The 22,714-nt window shown below is 61.1% G+C and carries 21 protein-coding genes and 1 tRNA gene; 7 read left to right on the forward strand and 15 right to left on the reverse strand.

Going from position 1 to position 22,714, the window contains the following annotated elements:
* The 4 genes from ACWFSR_RS10230 to otsA are packed head-to-tail and all read right to left on the reverse strand — an operon-like array spanning position 1 to position 5,859.
* Positions 1–1,785, reverse strand: a complete 1,785-nt coding sequence (locus tag ACWFSR_RS10230) for an acetolactate synthase large subunit (RefSeq protein WP_197109633.1) — start codon at positions 1,783–1,785, stop codon at positions 1–3.
* Positions 1,786–1,819: 34 nt separating this feature from the next.
* On the reverse strand, positions 1,820–3,523 hold the full coding sequence (gene ilvD / locus ACWFSR_RS10235) for a dihydroxy-acid dehydratase (RefSeq protein ID WP_197123723.1): 1,704 nt from the start codon (positions 3,521–3,523) through the stop codon (positions 1,820–1,822).
* A gap of 27 nt (positions 3,524–3,550) precedes the next feature.
* A complete protein-coding gene (gene otsB, locus ACWFSR_RS10240) occupies positions 3,551–4,348 on the reverse strand; it encodes a trehalose-phosphatase (protein ID WP_307783823.1) in 798 nt (265 codons plus the stop codon).
* Complete coding sequence (gene otsA / locus ACWFSR_RS10245) at positions 4,345–5,859, reverse strand: alpha,alpha-trehalose-phosphate synthase (UDP-forming) (protein WP_197106151.1); 1,515 nt, start codon at positions 5,857–5,859, stop codon at positions 4,345–4,347. The genes otsB and otsA overlap by 4 nt, the downstream gene beginning before the upstream one ends.
* A 148-nt stretch (positions 5,860–6,007) precedes the next feature.
* On the opposite strand from otsA, the gene ACWFSR_RS10250 reads away from it, so the two are divergent.
* Positions 6,008–6,169, forward strand: a complete 162-nt coding sequence (locus ACWFSR_RS10250) for a hypothetical protein (RefSeq protein WP_447522335.1) — start codon at positions 6,008–6,010, stop codon at positions 6,167–6,169.
* A gap of 31 nt (positions 6,170–6,200) precedes the next feature.
* Here ACWFSR_RS10250 and ACWFSR_RS10255 read toward each other — a convergent pair whose 3' ends face one another.
* The 3 genes from ACWFSR_RS10255 to ACWFSR_RS10265 form a co-directional block, all read right to left on the reverse strand.
* On the reverse strand, positions 6,201–7,916 hold the full coding sequence (locus ACWFSR_RS10255) for a YhgE/Pip family protein (protein ID WP_447522336.1): 1,716 nt from the start codon (positions 7,914–7,916) through the stop codon (positions 6,201–6,203).
* A 20-nt stretch (positions 7,917–7,936) separates the two neighbouring features.
* Positions 7,937–10,840, reverse strand: coding sequence for an MMPL family transporter (locus ACWFSR_RS10260; RefSeq protein WP_447522337.1), 2,904 nt, complete (start codon positions 10,838–10,840; stop codon positions 7,937–7,939).
* A gap of 73 nt (positions 10,841–10,913) precedes the next feature.
* The gene (locus tag ACWFSR_RS10265; protein WP_197106155.1) at positions 10,914–11,468 is read right to left on the reverse strand and encodes a TetR/AcrR family transcriptional regulator; all 555 of its coding nucleotides are present in this window, start codon (positions 11,466–11,468) and stop codon (positions 10,914–10,916) included.
* 160 nt (positions 11,469–11,628) lie between these two features.
* On the opposite strand from ACWFSR_RS10265, the gene ACWFSR_RS10270 reads away from it, so the two are divergent.
* A complete protein-coding gene (locus tag ACWFSR_RS10270) occupies positions 11,629–11,820 on the forward strand; it encodes a hypothetical protein (RefSeq protein ID WP_197106156.1) in 192 nt (63 codons plus the stop codon).
* Between the two features lie 83 nt (positions 11,821–11,903).
* On the opposite strand, the gene ACWFSR_RS10275 is transcribed toward ACWFSR_RS10270, so the two are convergent.
* On the reverse strand, positions 11,904–12,653 hold the full coding sequence (locus ACWFSR_RS10275) for a gamma-glutamyl-gamma-aminobutyrate hydrolase family protein (RefSeq protein ID WP_447522338.1): 750 nt from the start codon (positions 12,651–12,653) through the stop codon (positions 11,904–11,906).
* A gap of 288 nt (positions 12,654–12,941) precedes the next feature.
* Here ACWFSR_RS10275 and ACWFSR_RS10280 point away from each other — a divergent pair, with 288 nt between their 5' ends.
* Positions 12,942–13,592: a M23 family metallopeptidase gene (locus tag ACWFSR_RS10280; protein WP_231599657.1), complete on the forward strand. Its 651-nt coding sequence runs from the start codon at positions 12,942–12,944 to the stop codon at positions 13,590–13,592.
* Positions 13,593–13,630: 38 nt separating this feature from the next.
* Here ACWFSR_RS10280 and ACWFSR_RS10285 read toward each other — a convergent pair whose 3' ends face one another.
* Both ACWFSR_RS10285 and ACWFSR_RS10290 read right to left on the reverse strand, forming a co-directional pair.
* Positions 13,631–15,412 (reverse strand): hypothetical protein, encoded by a 1,782-nt coding sequence (locus tag ACWFSR_RS10285; protein WP_447522339.1) that lies wholly within the window; start codon positions 15,410–15,412, stop codon positions 13,631–13,633.
* 594 nt (positions 15,413–16,006) lie between these two features.
* Positions 16,007–16,079 (reverse strand) — tRNA-Lys (locus tag ACWFSR_RS10290).
* A gap of 71 nt (positions 16,080–16,150) precedes the next feature.
* On the opposite strand from ACWFSR_RS10290, the gene bcp reads away from it, so the two are divergent.
* On the forward strand, positions 16,151–16,630 hold the full coding sequence (bcp, locus tag ACWFSR_RS10295) for a thioredoxin-dependent thiol peroxidase (RefSeq protein ID WP_447522340.1): 480 nt from the start codon (positions 16,151–16,153) through the stop codon (positions 16,628–16,630).
* Here bcp and ACWFSR_RS10300 read toward each other — a convergent pair.
* Positions 16,627–17,046 (reverse strand): hypothetical protein, encoded by a 420-nt coding sequence (locus tag ACWFSR_RS10300; RefSeq protein WP_197109626.1) that lies wholly within the window; start codon positions 17,044–17,046, stop codon positions 16,627–16,629. The genes bcp and ACWFSR_RS10300 overlap by 4 nt on opposite strands.
* Positions 17,047–17,230: 184 nt before the next feature.
* Here ACWFSR_RS10300 and ACWFSR_RS10305 point away from each other — a divergent pair, with 184 nt between their 5' ends.
* Positions 17,231–17,479 (forward strand): WhiB family transcriptional regulator, encoded by a 249-nt coding sequence (locus ACWFSR_RS10305; protein ID WP_009772809.1) that lies wholly within the window; start codon positions 17,231–17,233, stop codon positions 17,477–17,479.
* 136 nt (positions 17,480–17,615) lie between these two features.
* Here ACWFSR_RS10305 and ACWFSR_RS10310 read toward each other — a convergent pair whose 3' ends face one another.
* The 3 genes from ACWFSR_RS10310 to ACWFSR_RS10320 are packed head-to-tail and all read right to left on the reverse strand — an operon-like array spanning position 17,616 to position 21,006.
* On the reverse strand, positions 17,616–19,115 hold the full coding sequence (locus ACWFSR_RS10310; RefSeq protein ID WP_197106161.1) for a sensor histidine kinase: 1,500 nt from the start codon (positions 19,113–19,115) through the stop codon (positions 17,616–17,618).
* A 9-nt stretch (positions 19,116–19,124) separates the two neighbouring features.
* Entirely contained in the window at positions 19,125–20,357 is a 1,233-nt protein-coding gene (locus ACWFSR_RS10315; RefSeq protein WP_197109625.1) for an AAA family ATPase, read from the reverse strand.
* A gap of 1 nt (position 20,358) precedes the next feature.
* Complete coding sequence (locus tag ACWFSR_RS10320; RefSeq protein WP_447522341.1) at positions 20,359–21,006, reverse strand: hypothetical protein; 648 nt, start codon at positions 21,004–21,006, stop codon at positions 20,359–20,361.
* 119 nt (positions 21,007–21,125) lie between these two features.
* Between ACWFSR_RS10320 and ACWFSR_RS10325 the strand changes: the two genes are divergently transcribed.
* Positions 21,126–21,407 carry a helix-turn-helix domain-containing protein gene (locus ACWFSR_RS10325; protein ID WP_100388489.1) on the forward strand — a complete coding sequence of 94 codons (282 nt, stop codon included), beginning with the start codon at positions 21,126–21,128 and terminating at the stop codon, positions 21,405–21,407.
* A gap of 30 nt (positions 21,408–21,437) precedes the next feature.
* On the opposite strand, the gene ACWFSR_RS10330 is transcribed toward ACWFSR_RS10325, so the two are convergent.
* A complete protein-coding gene (locus ACWFSR_RS10330) occupies positions 21,438–22,037 on the reverse strand; it encodes a hypothetical protein (RefSeq protein ID WP_447522342.1) in 600 nt (199 codons plus the stop codon).
* A 150-nt stretch (positions 22,038–22,187) separates the two neighbouring features.
* Between ACWFSR_RS10330 and ACWFSR_RS10335 the strand changes: the two genes are divergently transcribed.
* Complete coding sequence (locus tag ACWFSR_RS10335; protein ID WP_197109623.1) at positions 22,188–22,676, forward strand: Rv3235 family protein; 489 nt, start codon at positions 22,188–22,190, stop codon at positions 22,674–22,676.
* Positions 22,677–22,714 lie beyond the last annotated feature (38 nt).

Below are 22,714 nucleotides of genomic sequence, written 5' to 3' on the forward strand. Positions count from 1 at the left end.
CTACTCCTCTTCCCACTCGGGGGCGTGATCGCGGGCATATTGCACGCTTGAGTTTCCGACGCCCTGCGGCACCATCGGCCACACCATCGCGTCACGGCTGACGACGAAGTCGATCACCACGGGGCGATCATTCGTGTCGAGCGCGAGTTGGATGGCGGCATCGATTTCTTCCTTCTTCGTGACGCGGATAGCGAGGCACCCGTATGCATCCGCCAGCTTCACGAAGTCCGGAATCATCACCGTGTCGTGCCCGGTGTTGAGGTCGGTGAAGGAGTGGCGTCCGTCATAGAACAGCGTCTGCCACTGACGAACCATGCCGAGGCTCGAGTTGTTGATGATCGCGACCTTGATCGGAATCTTATTGATCGTGCAGGTGGCAAGCTCCTGGTTGGTCATCTGGAAGCATCCATCACCATCGATCGCCCACACGGGACGATCGGGGTTCGCTACCTTCGCGCCCATGGCAGCGGGCACGCCGTAACCCATCGTTCCGGCACCACCAGAGTTGAGCCACGAGTTGGGGCGTTCATGCTTGATGAACTGTGCAGACCACATCTGGTGCTGGCCAACACCGGCGGCGAAAATGCCTTCCGGCCCGGTGATTTCACCGATGCGCTGGATCACATATTGCGGCGACAGCAGACCGTCATCAGGTTCGGTGAACCCGAGCGGGAACTGGTTGCGAAGCGAGTTGAGTCGCTCCCACCACGCGGTGTAGTCAGGCTTCGTCGACACGCTCGCGTCAGTAAACGCTGCCGTGAGGTCGATGATGACGTCTTTTGCATCGCCAACGATAGGAACCTCGGCCGCGCGAATCTTGCCGATCTCAGCCGGGTCGATATCAACGTGAATAACCTTCGCGAGAGGCGCAAACTCACTCGGCTTGCCCGTGACGCGGTCGTCGAAACGAGCGCCGAGCGAGATAAGGAGATCGGACTCTTGGATGGCGAGAACAGCAGGCACAGAGCCGTGCATTCCCGGCATCCCGAGGTTCAATTCGTTGGAGTCGGGGAACGCACCGCGAGCCATCAAAGTGGTCACGATGGGCGCCCCCACGAGGGTTGCCAGCTCGAGCAGCTCTGCAGAAGCGCCGGAGCGAACAACGCCACCACCGACGTAGAACACGGGGCGCTCGGCCTCGGCCAGCATTTGCGCTGCGGCCTGAACCTGCTTGCCGTGCGCCTTCATAACCGGGCGGTAGCCGGGCAGGTCAACCTTGGGTGGCCAAATGAAGGGGGCGGATGCCTGCTGGCAGTCCTTCGTGACATCAACGAGCACCGGACCAGGGCGGCCCGTTGTCGCAATGTGGTACGCCGCCGCGATGGTTGCCGGAATGTCTTCCGGCTTCGTGACGAGGAAGGAGTGCTTCGTGATCGGCATCGTGATTCCCGAGATGTCGACCTCTTGGAACGCGTCGGTTCCCATCGAGGTCGAAAACACCTGGCCGGTGATCGCCAGCATCGGCACGGAGTCCATGTGGGCATCCGCGATTGCCGTTACGAGGTTCGTTGCTCCCGGACCCGACGTCGCAATGCAGACACCGAGCTTTCCGGATGACGAGGCGTAGCCCTCAGCAGCGTGACCAGCACCCTGCTCGTGGCGAACCAAAATGTGACGGATAGCAGTGGATGCCATGAGTTCGTCGTAGAAGGGCATGATGGCGCCGCCGGGCAAGCCGAAAACGTCTTTCACGCCCAGCTTTTCCAGACTGCGCAGAATGGCACCTGAACCGGTCAAGATGTCCGGTGTCGTGCTCTTCGGCCGCGGTGCGGGTTCAGAGGACATGTGTAAATCCTTTTAGTTGAATGGTGAGCTGGCGCTAACTGGTGACCGCACCGCGAGCGGCGGACTGCACAAGCTTCGAATACTTGGCGAGAACGCCTCGCGTGTAACGCGGAGGGAGAGGGGCCCAGCCTTTTCGGCGGGCTTCGAGCTCAGCGGAGTCGACAAGTAAGTCGAGCGAGCGAGCTGCGATATTGACCCGTATCAGATCACCATCGCGCACGAAGGCAATAGGACCTGCGTCTACTGCTTCGGGAGCTATGTGGCCGATGCACAGCCCGGTTGTGCCGCCTGAGAATCGTCCGTCCGTCAAGAGTAGTACATCTTTACCGAGTCCAGCACCCTTGATGGCTGCAGTGATCGCGAGCATCTCGCGCATACCCGGCCCACCCTTGGGACCTTCGTAGCGGATGACGACAACCGAGCCAGCCTCGATAGTGCCGGCAGTGAGAGCATCCAGAGCTTCACGCTCGCGTTCGAAGACCCGCGCAGGACCCTCAAACTCTGAGAGGTCGAAGCCGGCCGTCTTGACGACAGCGCCCTCGGGAGCCAACGAGCCCTTGAGGATCGTGAGGCCACCGGTGGGGTGAATCGGGTTATCGAAGGTGCGCAACACCTTGCCATCGAGTGGATCAATGTCCATCTCAGCGAGGTTCTCGGCAACGGTCTTGCCGGTCACGGTCAAAGCGTCTCCGTGAAGGAGGCCCTCCTCAAGGAGCGCCTTCATGAGCACGGGAAGTCCGCCGTGACGGTCGACGTCGTTCATGACGTACTGGCCGAACGGCTTGAGGTCGGCAAGGTGCGGAACCTTGTCACCGATGCGGTTGAAGTCGTCGAGCGTGAGCTCAACTTCGGCCTCGCTGGCGATCGCCAGAATGTGCAGCACAACGTTGGTGGAACCACCGAGAGCCATGGCAACGGTGATCGCGTTTTCGAACGCCTTCTTCGTCATGATGTCGCGCGACGTGATGCCCTTGCGCAACAAGTTGACGACGGCTTCGCCCGAACGGTGCGCGAAGTAGTCGCGACGACGGTCAGCGGATGCGGGGCTTGCTGAGCCGGGAAGGCTCATTCCCAGCGCTTCCGCGACGCTCGCCATCGTGTTGGCGGTGTACATGCCACCACAGGCACCCTCGCCAGGAGCGAAGGCACACTCGATGCGCTTGGCGTCAGCCTCGCTCATCCGGCCCGCTTTCACGGCGCCGACGGCCTCAAAGGAGTCAATGATCGTGATGTCTTTTTCGGTGCCGTCGCTGAGCTTGACCCAGCCCGGAGCGATCGAGCCGGCGTACAGGAAGACGGACGCGAGGTTGAGGCGTGCCGCAGCCATCAGCATTCCGGGCAGCGACTTATCGCAACCCGCGAGCGTGACAGAGCCATCCAGGCGCTCGGCCTCCATGACTACCTCAACGGAGTCAGCAATGACCTCGCGGCTCACGAGCGAGAAGTGCATTCCCTCGTGGCCCATCGAGATGCCGTCAGAGACACTGATCGTGCCGAACTGCAGTGGGTATCCCCCCGCGGCATGAACGCCTTCCTTGGCACCCTGAGCAAGACGGTCGAGCGAGAGGTTGCACGGCGTGATCTCGTTCCACGAGCTTGCAATACCAATTTGGGGCTTATCCCAGTCGGCATCACCCATGCCGACAGCGCGAAGCATTCCGCGCGATGTAGTGGCTTCAATCCCGTCGGTGACTGTGCGGGAACGTGGTTTGATATCGATCGAATCACTCTCAGACATGCTTCGAGTTTAGGGCGTACCGCTACATCAGTTTGCGCGCGCCGATACCACGGCGTGACGCTTGTCTGCCAAGACAGCCAAAAGTTGTGCGATTTCGGCTGTTCCGGCCACCCGCAGCCGGGCAACGGATGGCGCATCGCCGACGCGCACTCCGAGGTCATCTGGCCCGAGAACCACCAGCGCATCCTCGTCAGTCGTGTCATCGCCGGCAAAGAAGACGGCATCCGCCCCCACGTAGTCCCGCAGGCGCGTAATTGCATCGCCCTTGTTGGCATCGTGGATAGCAAACTCGATAATGTTCTTGCCGAAGCGAGTGGTGAGGCCCGGGATCTCTGCTTCGACCCGCGCCACCGACTCGGCCGTGAGCCGTTCCGCGTCTTCTGCCGACGTCATCCGAACGTGCAGAGCTCGCCCGGCTGGCTTAATTTCCACCCACGCGCCCTCAGCGCTATCGGCCAACTCGTGCGTAAGCGCATCGAGGCGCTCAAGAGCGGCCGTGTTCTCTGCGCTCATCGGCAAGTGCGAGTCGCCCTCGTCGAGGCGGTACTCCAACCCGTGCGAGCCACCGAACAGCACGCGATCGCCCAGATGCGCGACGTGCTCGAGGCTGTCGAGCGCACGACCAGACACGAGAGCCAAGCGGGTGTCGGCGAGGTCGAGCATCCGCACCAACTGCTCTTGGGCAGCCGGGATGGCGCGTGAATCCAGCGGGTCATCGACTTCTGGTGCCAAAGTGCCGTCAAAGTCGAGAGCAATCAGGAGCGTTTGCGCCGAAACGAGTTGGTCAATGGCCGCCTCTATTTCGGAGGCAGTCGAGTAGTTCACGGGCGTTTCACTCGCTTTCGTTCGATGGTCCACTCGACCTCTTCGGCCATTTCGAGTGGGGCAATGCGGCGGTGACGATCAGAGCGCGTCGCCGCCAAGTTCTTCAAGAACGCATTCGACCAGCGCTCCACATCGTGTTCAAGCACACGCTTGCGCATGGAACGCATCCGCAGTGCTCGATCAGCCTTGGGCATAGTGATGGCCTTCATCATCGCGTCTTTCAAACCGTCGATGTCGTGCGGATTAACAAGGAGTGCCTTGCGAAGCTCCTCTGACGCTCCCGCAAATTCGCTCAGAATGAGCACACCATCGTTATCGAATCTGGCTGCCACGTACTCCTTGGCCACCAGGTTCATGCCATCACGAAGCGCCGTCACGAGCAGCACGTCTGCGGCGAGATACAGCGCAACCATCTCTTCGCGAGGGAAACCCTGATGCAAATAGTTGATGGGTGCATGGCTCAGCGTGCTGAATTCACCGTTGATGCGGCCAACGGTCAGCTCAATCTCGTCGCGCAGGTGCATGTAGGCCTCAACGCGTTCACGACTCGGGCTCGCGACTTGAATGAGCGCAACATCGCCCACCTCGATCGAGCCATCGCGCAACAGTTCGCCATAGGCCTTCAGACGGTGACGGATGCCCTTGGTGTAGTCGAGACGGTCAACACCGAACATCACCGTCTTCGGGTTACCGAGCCCCTTGCGAATGTCGCGAGCACGTTGCTGAATCGCGGGGTCGCGCGCCAGTTGTTCAAAACTGCGAGAGTCGATCGAAATCGGGAAGGCTTTCGCTACGACGCGGCGAGTCGGCTGCCCCTCAATCGTGACCTCAATCGCCGGATTCTTGGTCGGATGATTCGTGAGACGGCGAACGGCTGACGAGAAATTCGAAGCGTCAGCGGAGCGCTGAAAACCGACGACGTCGGCTCCGAGCATGCCCTCAATGATCTGGGTACGCCACGGAAGCTGCGCAAAGATCCCGTAGGGCGGGAACGGGATGTGATTGAAGAAACCAATGGTCAGATCGGGGCGCATCTCGCGCAGCATGCGCGGCACGAGTTGGAGTTGGTAGTCCTGCACCCACACGACAGCACCCTCGGCGCTGATGGCTGCTGCGGCATCCGCAAATCGCTTATTGACCGTTACGTAGTCATCCCACCACTCGCGGTGGTAGGCCGGTGGCGCAATCACGTCGTGGTAAAGCGGCCACAGAGTGTCGTTGCTAAAGCCCTCGTAATACTCCTCAATATCTTGGGAGCTCAGAGGCACGGGAATGATCTGGATGCCGTCTTGATGGAACGGTTCGATCTCAAGATCGGGGCGACCAGCCCACCCGACCCAGGCGCCGTCGGCCTTCTGCATCATCGGCTCGAGAGCCGTAACGAGACCACCTGGAGAACGCTTCCAGCTCAGTGACCCATCCTCTTCAACAGTGCAATCCACTGGAAGTCGGTTCGAAACGACAACGAAGTCGTACTCGGACGGGGAAGTATCATTCTTGGCTTCCATCATGTAGTTACGTTACCAGCGAGGCTTGGAGAGTGGCTGGAGATGACGTTTCCGAACCAATTCTTTCTTGTGACAAAACCGAGACATGTTCCGCCGCGGACCGGATGTCGGCCCCCGCTAGGCTCCTTCTTGCCCACGGCTCCGCGGGTGCGTGCGCCCACGCCAGGAAGCTGCCGAGGTTTTCGCCGAGTGGGTTCTCTCTGACGACCTTCCTGCCGGCGACAGCATCGTCGAGCAGAAGCTTCGCTTCTTCGAGGACTACCCCGAGCTCGTTGAGCTACGCGACACCATTCGTGAGGGTCTCTTCAGCTAGTCACCACGCGAATGCAGCATTTGCTCTCTCGCTAGAGCGCTCGAGAATCGGCCGCCGACAGGATCGCTCCTGTCGCGGTCGATTTTCGTATCCGCTTCACCGAGAGCACTGACAGCGCAACGCTGACCACTCCCAAAGCGAGTAGCGCGAACGCCGCCGCTACCGCAGATTGCGCGCTTCCCCCCGAAAGAATCGAGTACATTCCCTCAACCGCATAAGTCAGCGGCAGGAACGGGCTCACCGCCTGGAACGGCGCGGCAAGGGCCTCAATCGGATACACCCCACCCGTCGATACCAATTGAATCGCCAGCAGGAACAGAGAGATCACGAGCCCTCCCTTGCCGAGCGCCGCGATCAAGAAGTAGTGGAAAGCAGCGAACGAGAGCGCCATCAGAAGTGCGAAGCCAGCCGTTGCCGGCGCCAAAGCCCAATCGACTCCCACCACCACATGCAGAAGCAACACGAGCAGCACCGCCTGAATAACCGTCACGATGGATGCCCGAATCAGCGTTGAAGCAACGATTCGGCCGTCGCGGGCCGTCGACGACAGCGAGCGATACGAGGGCAGGCTCAACACCAGGAACACCGCAAGCGCTCCCAACCACAGACCCAAGGGGATGAAGAAGGTCGCGATTGCCTGGGCCGGTTCGGTTACCTCGTTGTCGGTGGTGACAGAGAGCGTGATCGGCTCGGCAGCGATATCAGCATTGGTCGTCGTGTCAGTAGTCTCATCGGCGCTCGGAACGAGAGCTGCACCCTCGCTCAACCCGGTTGCGAGCTCGCCGGCACCCGAAGCTAGGCCTTCGGCTCCCTCGGTGAGTGCGCCAGATCCGTCAGAGAGATCGGAAGCCCCCGCCGCGCTCTGAGAGATTCCGTATTGGATGCCGCCAACGGCATCCGCGGTCTGGGTTCTCAGGGTTCCCCCGCCTGCGGCCGCCTCGTTGAGCCCGTCGACAACGGCTTGAAGCGTGCCCTTGAGTTGTGGGTCGGTGAGTTGCGCCTGAATAGCGGGGTTGATCGCCGCGAGGGTGGAGGCGAGCTGCGAGACACCCGAGGTGTAGTCGCTAACGCCGGTGGTCAGACCCGAGAGATTGCCCGCCCCATAGTTGAGGTCTGCGAGACCCGACGAGAGCGAGTCGACCCCTGCCGTATAGCTGCCGAGGCCGCGTGAGAACTCGCTGGCACCATCCGAAAGTTCGGTTGCTCCGTCAGCAGCCTCGGCCAGTGCTCCCCCCAGCTCGCCGACGCTGGCATAAATGCCATCGATGTATTGCGATGTAATCGCGCGACCGAACGTGTCTGTCATGGATTGGCCAACAACCTGGGCCACAGATCCGGTGAGATAACTGTGGGAGTCATCGGTGTGGATCGATATCTGTGCCTGAGTGGGGTCCTCTGTAGACAGCGACAGGATCGATTCAGAGAACTCGGCGGGCACGGTGAGGATCGCGTAGACGTCTCCACGGGCAAGAGCATCCTTTGCGTCGTCAGAGTTCGTAATTGTCCACTCGAAACCGTCAGCACCGGTGAGCTCGGTGACCAGTTGGCGACCGGCAAAGACAATCTGTTCGTCGCCATCGGTGGTCGTCGTTGTTTGCAGTTCGTCATTGTTCACGAGAGCGACAGGGATGTTGTCGATCGCGTTGTCTCCGTCTCCCGCCGCGGCCACGAACAGCCCAGTGAAGGCGAGTGGTAGCAGGGCGACGGCGGCGAAACCGATGACGGTCAACCACCGCTGGCGGGGCATTGTTGGAGTTTCTGAGGTGCTCATCGAAGGAGTCCTTCCGGTGCAAGCAGATAAAGGTCGACGACGATCACGTTGCGTTCTCCGCGGTCAATCGAGCTGGCGAGGGTAACGGGTCTGCCGGTTCCGAAGAGGAGGGTGGTGCTCGCGTCAGCAAGGCGCGTTACCGCGGTCAAGAACGCCGCTTCATCTTCTGCTTCCGCAAATTGATCGAAGCGGTCGAAGAACACAATCTCGGTGCCCTCGGAGAGCCCCACTGCCGCGAGCGCTACTGATCGCTCGAGTTGCGGTAGGGCGTTGACGTTGGTGTCAGCAGTTACCCGAACGGTGCGACGAGCGGTGACGTCACCAAGAACGTCGTTTACACGCGCGATCCAGTCGCGCACTTTCGCCGCAGTGCGAGGGGTATCCTGCCAGCGTTGTGTCATTTCGAGACGCTCGCGCAGAGTTGCCCCCAGAGAGGCGGCGTCTTCGCTATAGGGCGTTCCTGCCACCTCGGCGAGCGCAACCCTCTTATTCACCTGGTCGGCATGAGAGGGAAGCGGATAACCGGCAACCTGCACCATTCCGGAGAGGGGCGGCAGGATGCCAGAAAGGGTTGCACCCATGATGCGCCGGTCGTGGCGGTCTCCTGACGCGATGACGAGAGAACCGCGCGGCACAGCAAGCGAGATAGGGCCAAGCCGCTGGCGGTCGTCACCGGCGACGAGGTACTCGGCGCTCATAGCGAGTTCAGTTTGAGTGGATGCCCATTCGAGCTCGTGGCGGTGCTCACGCAGCTGCTCCCCTTCGATATCCACGTCGGGAAGGAGCTTGTTGAGCCAGGCGGGCAGCCACCACGCGGCGTTGCCGAACAGCGCCATCAGGGCGGGCACAAGGGTCATGCGCACGAGGAAGGCATCGAAGGCGATTCCCACAGCGAGCCCGAGGGCGATGGGCTTGATGGTTCCGCTGCCTTCCGGCACGAAGGCGAAGAAGACGAAGAACATGATGAGCGCGGCGGCGGTGACCACGCGGGCGCTGCTCGCAAAACCGTGACGAACTGAGCCCATCGCGTCGCGAGTTTTCACGTACTCCTCGCGCATTCCCGACACGAGGAACACTTCGTAGTCCATCGCGAGCCCAAACAGGACCGCCATGAGCAGGATGGGCATGAAGCTCAGGATGGGGCCGGGATTCTCAACACCGATCACGTCGGCGAACCAGCCCCACTGGAACACCGCGACGACGACACCGAACGAGGCCACGACAGAGAGCAAGAATCCGGCGGCGGCCTTGAGGGGCACCAACACGGAGCGGAAGACCATCATGAGAAGCACAACCGAGAGTCCGACCACAATGAGCCCAAACGGGACCAGCGCATTACTCAGTCGGTTCGAGATGTCGATACCGATTGCGGTGGTTCCCGTCACGAAGCTCTGAATGTCGTACTTACGTTCAAGCTCCGGAGCTAGATCCCGAATGGTCTGCACCAACGCTTTGGTCTCCGCGGAGTCCGGCGCGCTTGATGGCGTCACTTGGATGATCGCGGTGTCGAGCCCCTCATCGGGAAAACCTTGCGATACGAAGTCGACATCGTCGAGTTTCTCGAGGTCTGCTGCGATCGCTTCGAGGTCATCCTGAATATCGATGGTCTGCGTGATGTCGAGGGCAACAACGAGCGGCCCGTTATAGCCGGGGCCGAAGCCTTCGGTGACAAGGTCGAAGGCTTCGCGCTGAGTCGAGCCGGTCGGCTCCGAACCGCCGTCTGGCAGGCTCAGCTGCAGGCTGGCGGCGGGAATCGCAAGGGTACCCAAAATGGCCACGACGGCAATCGCCGCCAACCATGGGTATTTCGTGACGCCGCGCACCCAGCGGGCGCCCATGCTCTTGCTCTCGTCGGCGGATGCCGTGAATCGACGCTGCGCTCGCGATCCGCTCTTGGGGATCATCCGAGGGCCCGCAAAGCCCAGCAGCGCGGGCAGCAACGTTGTGGCAACTCCCATAGCGATGAACACCGCGACCGCCGCACCGATACCCATCACGCTCAAGAAGGGGATGCCGACCACGAGAAGGCCAAGCAGGGCAATAATCACGGTGACGCCGGCAAATACGACCGCACTTCCGGCGGTGCCAACGGCCATCGCGGCCGATTCCTCTGGTTCTTCTCCGTGCGCCAGTTGGGCTCGATGGCGCGACACGATGAAGAGGGCGTAGTCGATGCCGACGGCGAGCCCAATCATGAGGGCAAGCAGGGGTGCAGAACTCGACACCGTCGTGAACGCGGAGAGAGTCGTGATGAGGCCCATCACGATGCCAACGCCGATCAGGGCGCTCAGCAGCGGCATCCCCGCCGCAAGCAACGACCCAAAGGTAATCACGAGCACGAGAGCCGCGAACACGACACCGACCACTTCAGTAACGGTGATGCCAAAGGTGGTGTCTTGAAACACGAGTCCGCCATATTCGACGCGCAGCCCGGAATCTTCACCGATGTCGGCGGTATCCACGAGCGCCTCAACTGTTGCTTCGGTGACGTCGGTAACTGGCCCATCAAATTGCACCCGGATGATCGCCATGCTGTGGTCGTCCGAGATGGCTTTTCCGGCGTACTCATCGAAAGGGCTCACGGCCGAATCTATGCCGTCGATGCGATCGATGGCCGCTGTAATGCGTTCGATGACGGCTTCGGAACTCTCAATGCGCGATCCGTCTTCGGCGACAACCACGGCGGTGGCGGATGCCCCGGCCACCGAAGGGAAGACTGCTTCCAGCCGGTCGAGCGCAACTTGCGACTCAGTTCCCGGAATCTCGAACGACTCCTCAGTTTGCCCGCCGAGAGCGATTCCGCCGCCCAGAGTGCCCACTACGAGAAGAAACCACACCACGAGCACACGCCACGGATGCCGATACGAGAATCGACCGAGTCGGTAGAGAAGAGTGGCCACGGGTGCTCCGGTTCTTGTGGACTGCGCGAGTGAGGTCTAGGGGCGGCGAGTGGTGAGGCTCGGCGCCATTGAGTTAGTTGTTGCGAACGGGAGCGAGTAAATCGCTCATGATCGCGATGAGGGCTTGGCGGGTGTCGTCGTCAGATTCGATGGGCAGGGAGAGGTTCGCTGACGTGCAGAGCATGTACGCAGAGCCACCGAGCGCGATCCCAAAGCGCATGGCGTCGTGCGGGTTCGACGCGGTCGCGGCGAAGACTTGGGCGAGCCGACGCACAATGTCGTTCGCACGATCGAGCACCGGAACTCCCACGAGCGATGGCCCCTGGTTGATGAACATGTGCACTTCTTGGCGACAGTCAAAGAGAAAATCGACGAATTGAGCAAGAAAAGCTTGCCTTTTTTCTGGCTCCATCCCGCTCTTTTCAAGGTCAGAGACGAGAGATTCGAGTCGGTCGATGGCGGGCGAGACGGCCGCTTCGAGGAGCGCCTCTTTGGAGGTGAAGTGGTAGAGAACGCTCGACTTGGAGAGGCCGGCGAGCTCGGCGATACGATTGATCGACGTGCCGGTATAGCCGGCAATAGAGAACTCGGCGAGCGCGATGCGTTGAAGCTGTTCTTGACTGGACACCCGAAGAGCCTAACTGACCGATCGGTCAGGAGTCACATCGGGGGCGCTTTCTCAGTGAAAATTCAGCGCCAGGGCGATCTTCTGTGCTGCACAGGCTGCCGAGTAGCCTCCATCAGATTCACGCGCTAGCGTGGGAGAACACCAACCCGCGGAGGAAAACATGCGCAAGTACCTGTTCAACGGCAGTCTCCTCAGTGCAGTCGCCGGCGGCTGGAGCATCTACCAGACCACCAAGCAGGGCCCGCGCGACTGGCGCCTCATCCTGATGTGGATCAGCTGGGGAATCACCGTCGCCATCGCCGTCGGAACGATCGCCAAAGAAGCCAGCGACTCCTACGAGCTCGAAAACTAACGACGTCGCAGCGACGTCTGAGCGTCGGCAGAGGCGTCGGGCATCAGCTCGTCGGTCTAGCGCATCAGCCCGTCAGGCTAGCGCTAAGCCCGTGAACGCTTGTCGCGATGCCGGGCTGCCGCTTCGACAATGCCACGGAACAAGCGGGCGTCTTCTTTGGCATCCTCTTCTGGATGCCACTGCACAGCGACACAAAAATCAACACTCGGCAATTCGACTGCCTGAATCACGCCGTCGTCACCACGTCCGGTGACGACGAGGCCGTCAGCGAGAGCGTCGATCGCTTGGTGATGGTACGACTTCACCGCTACGGAATCATCGCCACCCAGTAGACCCGCGAGAGTTGTGTCAGGTTCAACAGCCACATCGTTGACCAAGAACACTCCCCCGCCTGCGCTGTAGCGCGTCGAGCCAATAACGTCGGGCAGATGCTGGATGATCGTGCCGCCCAGCGCAACATTCAGAATTTGCGCCCCGCGGCAGATTCCGAGAAATGGCACGTTCTGTTTAATAGCGGCGCGTACGAGCGCGTCTTCAAAGGCGTCGCGGTCCTTGCGGGGAACGTCCGTTGTCGGATGCGGTTCCTGGCCATAGCGCGCCGGGTCGACGTCTTTGCCGCCGGTGAGGATCAAACCATCGAGCCCCTGCACGATGGATGCGGCGATGTCGTCGTCGACAGGCTGAGGAGGGAGCAGGACTGCGATGCCACCGGCATCCGTCACCGCTTCAAAGTAGATCTTCGGAAGGAAGGATGCGGGGAGATCCCAGACACCGGTCTGGGCCTGCTCTAGGTACGACGTGAGACCAATAATCGGTCGCGAACTGGTGCCCATGCGGCTCCTCCCCATCGAAGAAATAGAACGTTTGCACCCAAAGGATATAGGGCGATCGCAATGAATTGTTGCTCCCTGAGTGTCGTTCTCAGGTTCGTCCCGTATTTTTGCTGACTTACTCGCCTGTCTAACCGCATCGAAGCGCTTTCGGCGAGTGTGCTGCAGTTCGCACCAATCGAGCCTCTGTCTTGCTCTAACTCACGTCTCACCAACGAGAGCGGCAGGCTCAATCAGATTGTGCCTTCCCCGACGCAGCCACACCTTTCTGAACCCAACTAAGGAACGCTGTTGAAACGAACAATTACCATGCTCGCCGTAGGGGCGATCCTCGTCGGCGGCACAGTTCCCGCGGCAGTCTTCCCGACGCACGACAACGACGTGTTCCTTGCGGACGCCGCAACTCTCGCCGCCCCGCCCGCCTCCGCGACGAGCACAACAACCGTTGACGACGTGCAAACCTTCGCCTCGCCCGCAACCGGGCTTCCTGCCCCTGTCGTGCGCGACAGCTACGACGTCGAACAAGTGCAGCAGCAAGTCGTCGTCACGGCCGCCGGCCTTACCGGCACCCTCGAACTTTTCCCCGCCAACGGTGATGTCAACGACGGCTTCGGCTACCGGGATGGCAACGAATTCCATGGCGGCATCGACATCATGGCGCCCGAAGGATCCGACATCATCGCCGCATCCCCAGGCACCGTGGAAAGCGTCACCGACGGTGGCGGCTGGGGTCGACATGTCATCATCGATCACGGCAACGGAATCAAGACTCTCTACGCTCACATGATCGAAGGTTCGCAGGTCGTCACTGCCGGCCAGTGGGTAGCAGCGGGCACCGTTCTGGGATCAGTCGGAAACACCGGCTACTCGACGTTCCCCCACCTCCACTTCGAGGTCTACGTGTTCGACACCCGCGTCGATCCGACACCGTGGTTGCCCTAACCCCGACGCGAATTCGCGCCGGGGCAGGACTGCGCTGATTAGTGGAGCTCAGCATCCATTCGGCGTCTGACGACGATGGCGGCGCCACCGAGCACAATCATGCTCAGAGGCAACAGCCACCAGGCGCCAGCACTACCGCCTCCGCCGGTGTAGGCAAGGGTGGGTAGCTGTGCGGTAACAACTTCGGGAGCCACGCAGTCGTCACTGCTCGGGGTCTGGAACTCGAAAGCAGGGGGGTCACTCCAGTCGAATTCAAGACCGTTCGGCTCGACAACTTGGACAGTCACGAGGACCGAACCGGATGCTGCTACCGGGTACGTTCCCGCCACGATGCCAGAGACACCGTTCACCGTGAACGTCACCAATGCGGGGTCATACCCGGCGGCCACACCAAGCGTGTAGCTGCCCCCGACGTCACAACTCGCTTGCGAGAACGTCACTGCCGGCATTACGAGGCCCAGCGTCACGAGGTCACACTCAGGGTCGAACGGATCGAGTTGTGGGTTGAGTATTCCGCTGAAGGTGAGCGTCGTCAGTCCTCCAACCGCGCGCAGCCCTGGACCTGCTGGTGGAGCAAAGAGCGCCCCCGCATGTGCCGTTGCTGTCACGCTGTAATCGTTCGGGCCCTCGGGATCAGTGATCTCACCCCAGGTGGCATTCACGATTGGCCCAAGAACCAACCGTTCCGGAGCATTGCACGTTGCCGCAGCGAAGTCCGCTTGCGCGGTCGCCACGAGCGGTTCAACCACTGGCGGGCACTGAGAGCTCTCTTGTGCCGTCAGCGCACGAATGTTCTCGGTAGTGCGTTCTTTGACCTTGATCGAGCCATAGAAGAACGAGCGCACGGTCGTGATCGTCGCATAGCCGTCAGAACTCACCGTGGGACACATGATCTCCGTGGAGCGCTCAACCGTCTTCGATGCGCACAACGAACTATCGTCGCTGGCCACGATAAACGAGGGAGCCTGCGGGTCAAAGTCGCCCGTATCGTTGACGTCCGGCCCGAGATCGCCCTCCGCTAGGAGTACAGGTTGTGCCCCTTCCTGCACGACCCAACCGCTTGGATGACTCTCGCTCGGCACGAACTGGCACACGTACACCTCAGTGGACGGAGGGTCGCAGGCGCGCAATTCGCCCGCGGTGAGAGGGCGTGTGGACTGCGTCTGAGTGAAGTCCACCTGAGCGCTGCCATAGAAGAACTTCGTTGAGGTCGTGACGTTCACGATTCCGCCGTACTGGTACGTCGGGCACGTGACCTCCTCATCAACGATTACCTCTGTGCGCGAGCACAGACTCACATCGTCGCTTGCAACAACGAATGAGGGGTGGCGATCATTGAAACTGCCCGTGTCGTTGACGTCATCGCCGAGCGCATTGATGCTCATTTGAATGGGCTGTTTGCCTGATTTGAGTTGGTAGCCCGATGGAGAATTGTCGCTCGACACAAACTTGCACACCCAGACCTTTGTGTTGTTCTGCGGTCGGGACTGCTGTTCGGGCTGAGAGGAACGAGCCGCTGCTGCCGCTGGTTCCGCGGCAGCAGGGTTCTCGACGGGTGCGGCGGCCGAGGGCTCGGGAGCAGGCGTTTCAGGCACAACCGCCACCACAGGCTGAGGTTGGGCGGCCACGGCGGGTTCGGGAGAGGATGCGGGGGCCGGAGATTCTTGGGCGGCCGCAGGGGTGTCGGTGATGGTTTCGGTCACCGGTGGGTCGTGGGCGGGTACTGCATCGTCAGCAAATGCGGGTGAGGATACACCGAGAAGTGCACCAGTCATGAGGGTAATGCTGGCAACTGTCGCCAGCAGTTTCTTGATGAACATGTGTGGCAGCTTTCTGCAGGGGGAATGCGTTTCGGCGCATCCGCACGCAACTGCAGAATCGGAGCCGCCATTGGCTCACGACAGGGAGTGCGAGCGCATTCACGGGGGTGAACTGCGCCGCTGGGGAGTGATTCGGGTATCACCTTCTTCGTCACCATCGGGGGTGACCGGAGCGGGCCGGTCTGGTGTGCCCAACAAGTTAGCACGCCCCCCATTCGGTGGACAGTAGACGTGTTTGTTGGCCAAAATTGTGCGATACCACTTCGCAGGGTGAGCCAATCCCTCCTTAGCCTCGAGAATCTCCGACCCCCGAATCGCTCGCCGCCCACGTGCGTGCCGCTACGAGATCCGAACCACTGGATGCCGTCTATGTCGACGAAAATGACCGCGCCGTTACTCTCCCGCGAACGGCCCACGATAGCGCTGCACACGCTCGCCTGCGGGCTCTGAGCGAGCATGCCGCGGGCGATGTCGAGTGGGCTTGGGAGCGGCGCACTACAGACAGAAATCGGCGAGCAATAAGTGTGCGGGAGCTCACGCGAGTATTAAACGAAAAACCCCGTGATCGTAAGGATCACGGGGCTTTTCTTGCTGTGCACCCCCCCGGACTTGAACCGGGAACCCACTGATTAAGAGTCAGTTGCTCTGCCAATTGAGCTAGAGGTGCGTGGCTTGGTTTTCCCTCTCAGGGCAACCGAGGAACAACGTTACCATGAGTTAAAGCGACTAAGGAGCACAATGACCACTGAATCCTCACGACTTGCCGCCGGCACCCCCGCACCGAGCTTCACACTGCCTGATCAGGACGGAAATTCGGTGTCCTTGAGCGACTTTTCTGGCAAGAAAGTGATTCTTTATTTTTATCCTGCGGCCATGACTCCCGGATGCACGAAGCAAGCCTGTGACTTCCGTGATCAGCTCGGCTCGCTGCAGTCGGAGGGCTATGTCGTGCTGGGCATTTCTCGCGATACTCCCGAGAAGCTCACGAAGTTTCGCGAGCAGGAAGCACTCACTTTTCCCCTCCTCAGCGACCCCGACCACGCGGTGCACGAGGCGTATGGAGCCTGGGGCGAAAAGAACCTGTACGGCAAGCAGGTTGTTGGCGTCATCCGATCCACTTTTGTGCTCGATGAGCAGGGAGCCATCACACTCCCCCTCTACGCCGTGAAGGCGACCGGTCACGTTGCGTCGTTGCGCAAGAAGCTCGGGCTCGACTAACCCTCGTGGCGGGTGGTTGCCGCAAGCACCGGTTTCGTGAAGAGCAGCACCAACACCACGATTGCCGGAGTCAGCAGCAACCATCCGATATCTTGCCGCGCAAACACCCCTTGGAAACTGCCGATCGCCACCGAGATCTGTAGTACCTGCCAGACGACGGCGGCGCCGCGGATCCAGGGCTGTTGCCGCAGGGCATTGATACCAATTATCGCTACCCACACTGCCGCGATTGCGGTCAGAACAGTCAGCGCAATTGCACTCGGATACGACTGCGGAGTTTCTGCTCCCAGCTCGAAGATCAAGTACGCCAGAGCGGCAAACAGTACGGCGCTCTCAAGGAAGATGACTACGGCCAGCGCTATCAAATACGGATGATGACGTGACGTTTTCTCTTCTGGGACAAGTTCGTCTACCATTCGCTCCCCGTTAAATCGCTGAAAGACCATTGCTTTGCCTTTGACGATATGCGATTCTAGTTGAGGTTGATTTCTGGCTCCCAGTGTTGCGAGCGAGACCCACATAATTTCTCAAGCTCGACGCCGATCAGGGCGTAATTTTTTTGTGCGCTCGAGCATCGCAACACACTGTAAGGAGCTACACATGGACTGGCGCGATAACGCTGCATGCCTCACCGCTGACCCGGAGCTATTCTTCCCGGTCGGAAACACTGGTCCGGCCGTTGATCAGATTGAAAAAGCAAAAGCCGTCTGCGGTCGCTGCTCAGTAACTGAAATGTGCCTCCAGTACGCACTCGAGACCAACCAAGACTCAGGCGTCTGGGGCGGACTCAGCGAAGACGAGCGTCGCGCTCTCAAGCGTCGCGCCGCACGCGCACGCCGCGCTTCCTAAGCAACACTCTTCGCCGCAGGCCGTGAGGCCTACCGACGCGACCAACTCTGCAGATCAGAATCTGCGCTATTCGTCGCGCCTGAGTAGGCCGCCGCCTCGCTCGGCTGGGCACCGCTTTAGTCGGCGATTTTCTGCCCTACTTGGCGCGCGTGAGCCAGGTCAGCGGGATGTCGATCGTCACTTCCGTGCCACTGCCCACGATCGTGTGCCAGTCGATGGTTCCGCTGAGCTCTCCCTGAATGAGCGTGCGCACAATCTGGGTGCCGAGGCCTTCACCGACGCGCCCTTCGGCCAGCCCCACACCGTTGTCGCGCACCTGCACGGTGAGCTTGTCTGCCGTGCGACGAGCATCAATTTCGACCGTTCCATCAGCCCGACCGGCTAGACCGTGTTCGACGGCATTGGTGACGAGCTCGGTAAGCGCGAGCGCCAACGGTGTCGCGTACTCGCTCGGGAGAGCTCCAAAACTTCCCACGGATGTTGGGTGCACTGTCGTGTTGTGACTCGATGCGACTTCGGCGATGAGCTTCAATACCCGGTGGAACACGACGTCGAAGTCGACGTTCTGGTTGAGCCCCTCCGACAGGGTGTCGTGCACCACGGCGATTGCCGCTACCCGGCGCATAGCTTGGCCAAGCGCTTCGCGCGCAACTTCGCTGTGGGTTCGACGCGCCTGAATGCGCAGCAGTGATGCGACCGTCTGCAGGTTGTTCTTCACCCGGTGGTGAATCTCCCGGATCGTCGCATCCTTCGTGATGAGTTCACGCTCTTGGTGACGAACCTCTGTCACATCGCGGCACAACACGATGGCGCCAACGCGTTCACCGCGGTCGCGAATCGGGATCGTCCGCAACGACACCGTCACTCCTCGCGCTTCGATGTCGGTACGCCACGGAGCTCGACCGGTCACGACCAGCGGAAGCGACTCATCCACTTCGGGCTGGCCTGCGATCAAAGTGGTCGTTACTTCGGCGAGCGATTCCGCCTCAAGCTCCCCAGAGAAACCGATGCGGTTGAACGCGGAGAGCGCATTGGGGCTTGCAAATGTCACGAGACCGTCGACATCCAAACGGATCAGACCATCGGATGCGCGGGGAGCGCCTCGACGCGGTGCTGCCGGAGCGCCCATATCGGGAAAGTCACCTGCCGCAATCATCGCAAAAAGGTCGTTCGCACATCCGTTGAAGGTGAGCTCTTGACGTGAGGGAGTGCGAGCGTCGCCCAAATTGGTGTGCCGCGTGATGACGGCAATCGGCGTTGCCGTTGTCTCATTGCCCGTGGCCGTGAGCCGACGCATGACGGGAACCGCGCGCACGCGGGTCGGAGTCTCTTCGTACCACGCGGGGGCCGCGGTATCGACGATGCGAGCGGTCTCGAAGGCCTCGGTGACCTGCGCATGCCACTCCGGTTTGATCTTCTGACCAACGAAGTCACGGTAGAAAAGCGTGGCTGAACTGCTGGGGCGAGCGTGGGCAACAGCGACGAACTGGTCATCGTCGCTGGGCACCCAGAGCACGATATCCGCGAACGCAAGATCGGCAAGAAGCTGCCAGTCGCCGACAAGCATGTGCAGCCATTCGATATCTGCTTCGCTCGAATGGCCCTGCTCTTGGACTAGATCACTGAGAGTCGACACCCCTACAGGTTACCTGCGCGCCACCATCCTGCTGAACAATGACCGTGGGGGAACTGACTCTGTCTCCTCGGGCACGAGTCTCGATGTCACGAGGTCACGAATCGCGGCACGCGCTGGCGATCGCGGTGCCGCATCCACCAGAGTCTTGCCACTGAGCACGGCCCCATCGAAGCCCGAGAGGTCGTGAGGAACCAGTATTGGATGCTCGATACCTCCGAATCGCGAGAGGGTTTGGGTGACCTGGCCGTGCGGATTCATGCCACTGGCGCTCACGCGAACCTTGTTCATGACGACGCTCACGCTGCGGGTAGTCACGGTCTCAAGAAGATCGACATGGGCGCGCAAAAACCGCGACAGGCCCACAGGATCTGCTGAGCCGACCGCAATGACGTGATCTGCCGCACGCACCGCCGTGACCGCAGCAGCATTGCGACGCGGGGCGAAAAGGTCGCTGGTAATTTCTTCGTCATTCTCCAAACTGGAACTCGTATCGAGCACGGTGTAATCGACCCATTGGCGGCACTGGGCGATCGTGGTTCCCACCCGCTCCGAGGAGAGCTCGGGCCAACGGCTCGGTCGCCCGATGCCCGTGAGTACCCAAAAAGCCCCGAGCGGCGACTCATACCGCTGCCCGATACGCCCCAGCTCTTCGGTGGTGAGAGTCTCGGTGCCTGCCAACCGACAAGCTGCCGCAAAGCCCGGAGCTTCATCGAGCATGCCGAGCGCCGGCGCCACCGATGCCCCGTGAGTGTCCACATCGGCGAGCGCCACGCTGTACCCGAGCGCTGCCAGTTCGGCTGCAACGGAAATAGCAATGGATGTTCGGCCGGGAGCCCCGCCGGGGCCCCACACTGCGATCACTTGCCCGAGCGCGCTGCGCTCGCGAGGCGGAGGCTCTGAACCCCATGGGGACTGAGAGAGCAGAGCATCGAGCCCCGCCCACCCCTCGGCAGCATCCACGATGTCGTAGAGCCCGAGGTCGCTCGCGTAGCGCTGTTCACGCTCGCTACTGGCGATCGCGACGAGGCGCACCCCGCTCTGATCGCAGGACGCAATAAGTCGATCGGTGAGGTACCGCGCTTCTGCCGCGACAAGCGCGATATCAGCGTGGGCGCCGGCCACTCGTGAGGCGAGCTCGGGCGCACTCACCGCGCGCAGCACAATCTCGTGGCCATGATGCCCGACCTCGAACGCGAACTGATCCTCAAGATTCACGGGCATTGCGAGAGCGAACGCGGTCATCTCAGCCCTCCGCGGGCAAGTTCGCCGGGATGACCGACAGAACATCGCCGTTGGCCATCGCCTCAAGCAAGCGGGCTACACGCGAGCGCGGCACCAGCAACTCAATGGCACTCCCCTGAGCCGACGACACGAGCGAATCATCCTCGACCAAGCGCACGACGACGGCTCCCGCGATAATGACGCCTGGGGCACCATAGCCGCCCTCTTCCGTCTCAGCGCTGGCCCAGACGTCGACCGCCGCTCCCGTGGTCACCGAGGTGGCTAAGCCTCCCTGAGGGGACACCACAACCGAGGTCAGCGAGAGCCCATCATGACTGCCAAGCGAGGATGTGGGCACCAGCTCCCCTGCCTCAATTGGCCTGGTCGCAATAAAGCCTTCAGCCGGCAGCTCGCCCCGAGCGATGTAGTGGTTGGTCGCTTCGTTGAGCTTGACGCTGCGGATCACCAGATCGGAGCTCATGACTCGATCACCCGGCGTCAAGGACGACGCTGCGGCGTAGACCTCAGTGGAATCGTCAGCCGCAGCAACGATCGCAACGACACCAGCCACGGAGGCAACGACGAGCACGACACCGATCGCTAACCGCGGGTCGAGAGCGAACGCTCGCGCACGCGCTTGGGACTGAGTTCTGCCGGAGCGACGGCTCATAGCGCGCACTCTCCACGTCGGGTCTTGATCATGGCACCATGGTTCGTTACCGCCCGGAAGTGGCGCGATAGTTATCCACATCAACCCCATTCCCAGCTTCATGGCCGCATAATCGATGCATGAACGCGATCAACCCAGCAGAGGGCCTCGGGCGATTTCTCACCCTGGCCGACACTGCCGAAGTGCTCAGCGTCTCTCCGCATGAGGTTCTTGAACTCGTGCGTTCCGGCGAACTACCCGCGATCAAAGTGGGCAGCAAGGGTCAATGGCGCATCGAGAATTCCGTTCTCGAGTCATATATTGAAGCCCTCTACGAAGAGACTCGTCGCATGAGTCTGTGGAACCAGTCCGACATCGCCACGGTCACCGAAGTCAACTTCGGCGAGCAACGCACGCGCTAGCGCTAACGCTAACGCTAACGCTAACGAAAGTTACGGCCGAACGAGTACGACGCTGGTGAACGGCACCAAGCGGTACTCCGATACCGCAGTCTCGCGGCGCACCGCCCCACGCTCGTGCACCGCAACATCCAGATGGTCACGGCCAACGCGGTCAATCGTGCCGTGCACCTCCCCCGCAACCAGTACAAGCGAAACAGCCCGGCGTCTCCGACACAGATCCCGCAATACATAACTGAGGCTCAACCGCTGAGAGAGACTCGGATGTCCGTTGGAAGGCGTGGTCGCGAGGCTCGGCGTGATGTGAGCCGCCCCCATCGAAATGCCGGCTAACGCCGCGAAAGGAACGATGCACTGACCAGGACGGCCGCTCTCGTCGACGAGGTCAGCCGACATCCAATCTCGACCAATGATGACGGGGCGAAGGATCACGCGCGTGCCGGTGATCAAAAGCACCGAAAGAGTCAGCGGGGACTCGGAAGTGCTGCGGGTGTGCAGCGCCACAATGCGGTCGCGGATGCTGAGCCGGCCCAACCGCAGCCGTTCCTCTTCTGCATCGATCTCAAGGTCATCGGCGGTGATTTCGCGCTCGAGCTGGCTCTCGAGGTCGTCAAAGAGGTTGTCCCAGCGCATGCGTTGACGGTACTGACGGTGGCTCTCGGCTCCAAATTGTTATCCACAATTGAAGATTGGTCATAGACAACTGGTCTACTTCCTGCTTAAGTGTGGTCTACCCCCTTATGGGGGTAAACATCGCCGTCTTGACCTTTTACCCGGGAGATCATGAGTACCGAGCCCCTTCCCGCCTCCTTACCGAGTGTGGAAATACCCCGACAGGCGCGCCAGCGCACTGGAACCCTTCCGTCGAAGGTCATCCGGCCTCGCTTCGTTCCCGACGAGTTCTTTGGCCACCAGCCCACTCCGAGCGCCGAGCTGCCTGACCCCGCTCCCCTCGTCGAGAACCTCACTCGCTGCGTGATCGAAGTACTCGCCGGCGCACGCGACCTGGAACAGATCGCTCGGTGGGTCACCGACGACGTCTACCGTCATCTGCTCAAGCGCACCGTGCTCTCCGCACGCGCCCGTCGAGCCAAAGGCCAGCCCGTCACTCGCCCCAGCTTCAGCATGGGCTCGATCAGGCTGTGCGAGCCCCGCGATGGCGCTATCGAAGCCGTCGTTATCGTGCGCGGTCGTGCCCGCACCCGCGCTGTCGCCGTGCGCCTCGAAGGCCTCGACAAGCGCTGGCGAGCGACCGCCATCAACGTGCTGTAGTTTCACACCCCTACAGCGCACACAACGAATGCCCCACT

It is taken from the genome of Salinibacterium sp. NYA9b, assembly GCF_976973725.1.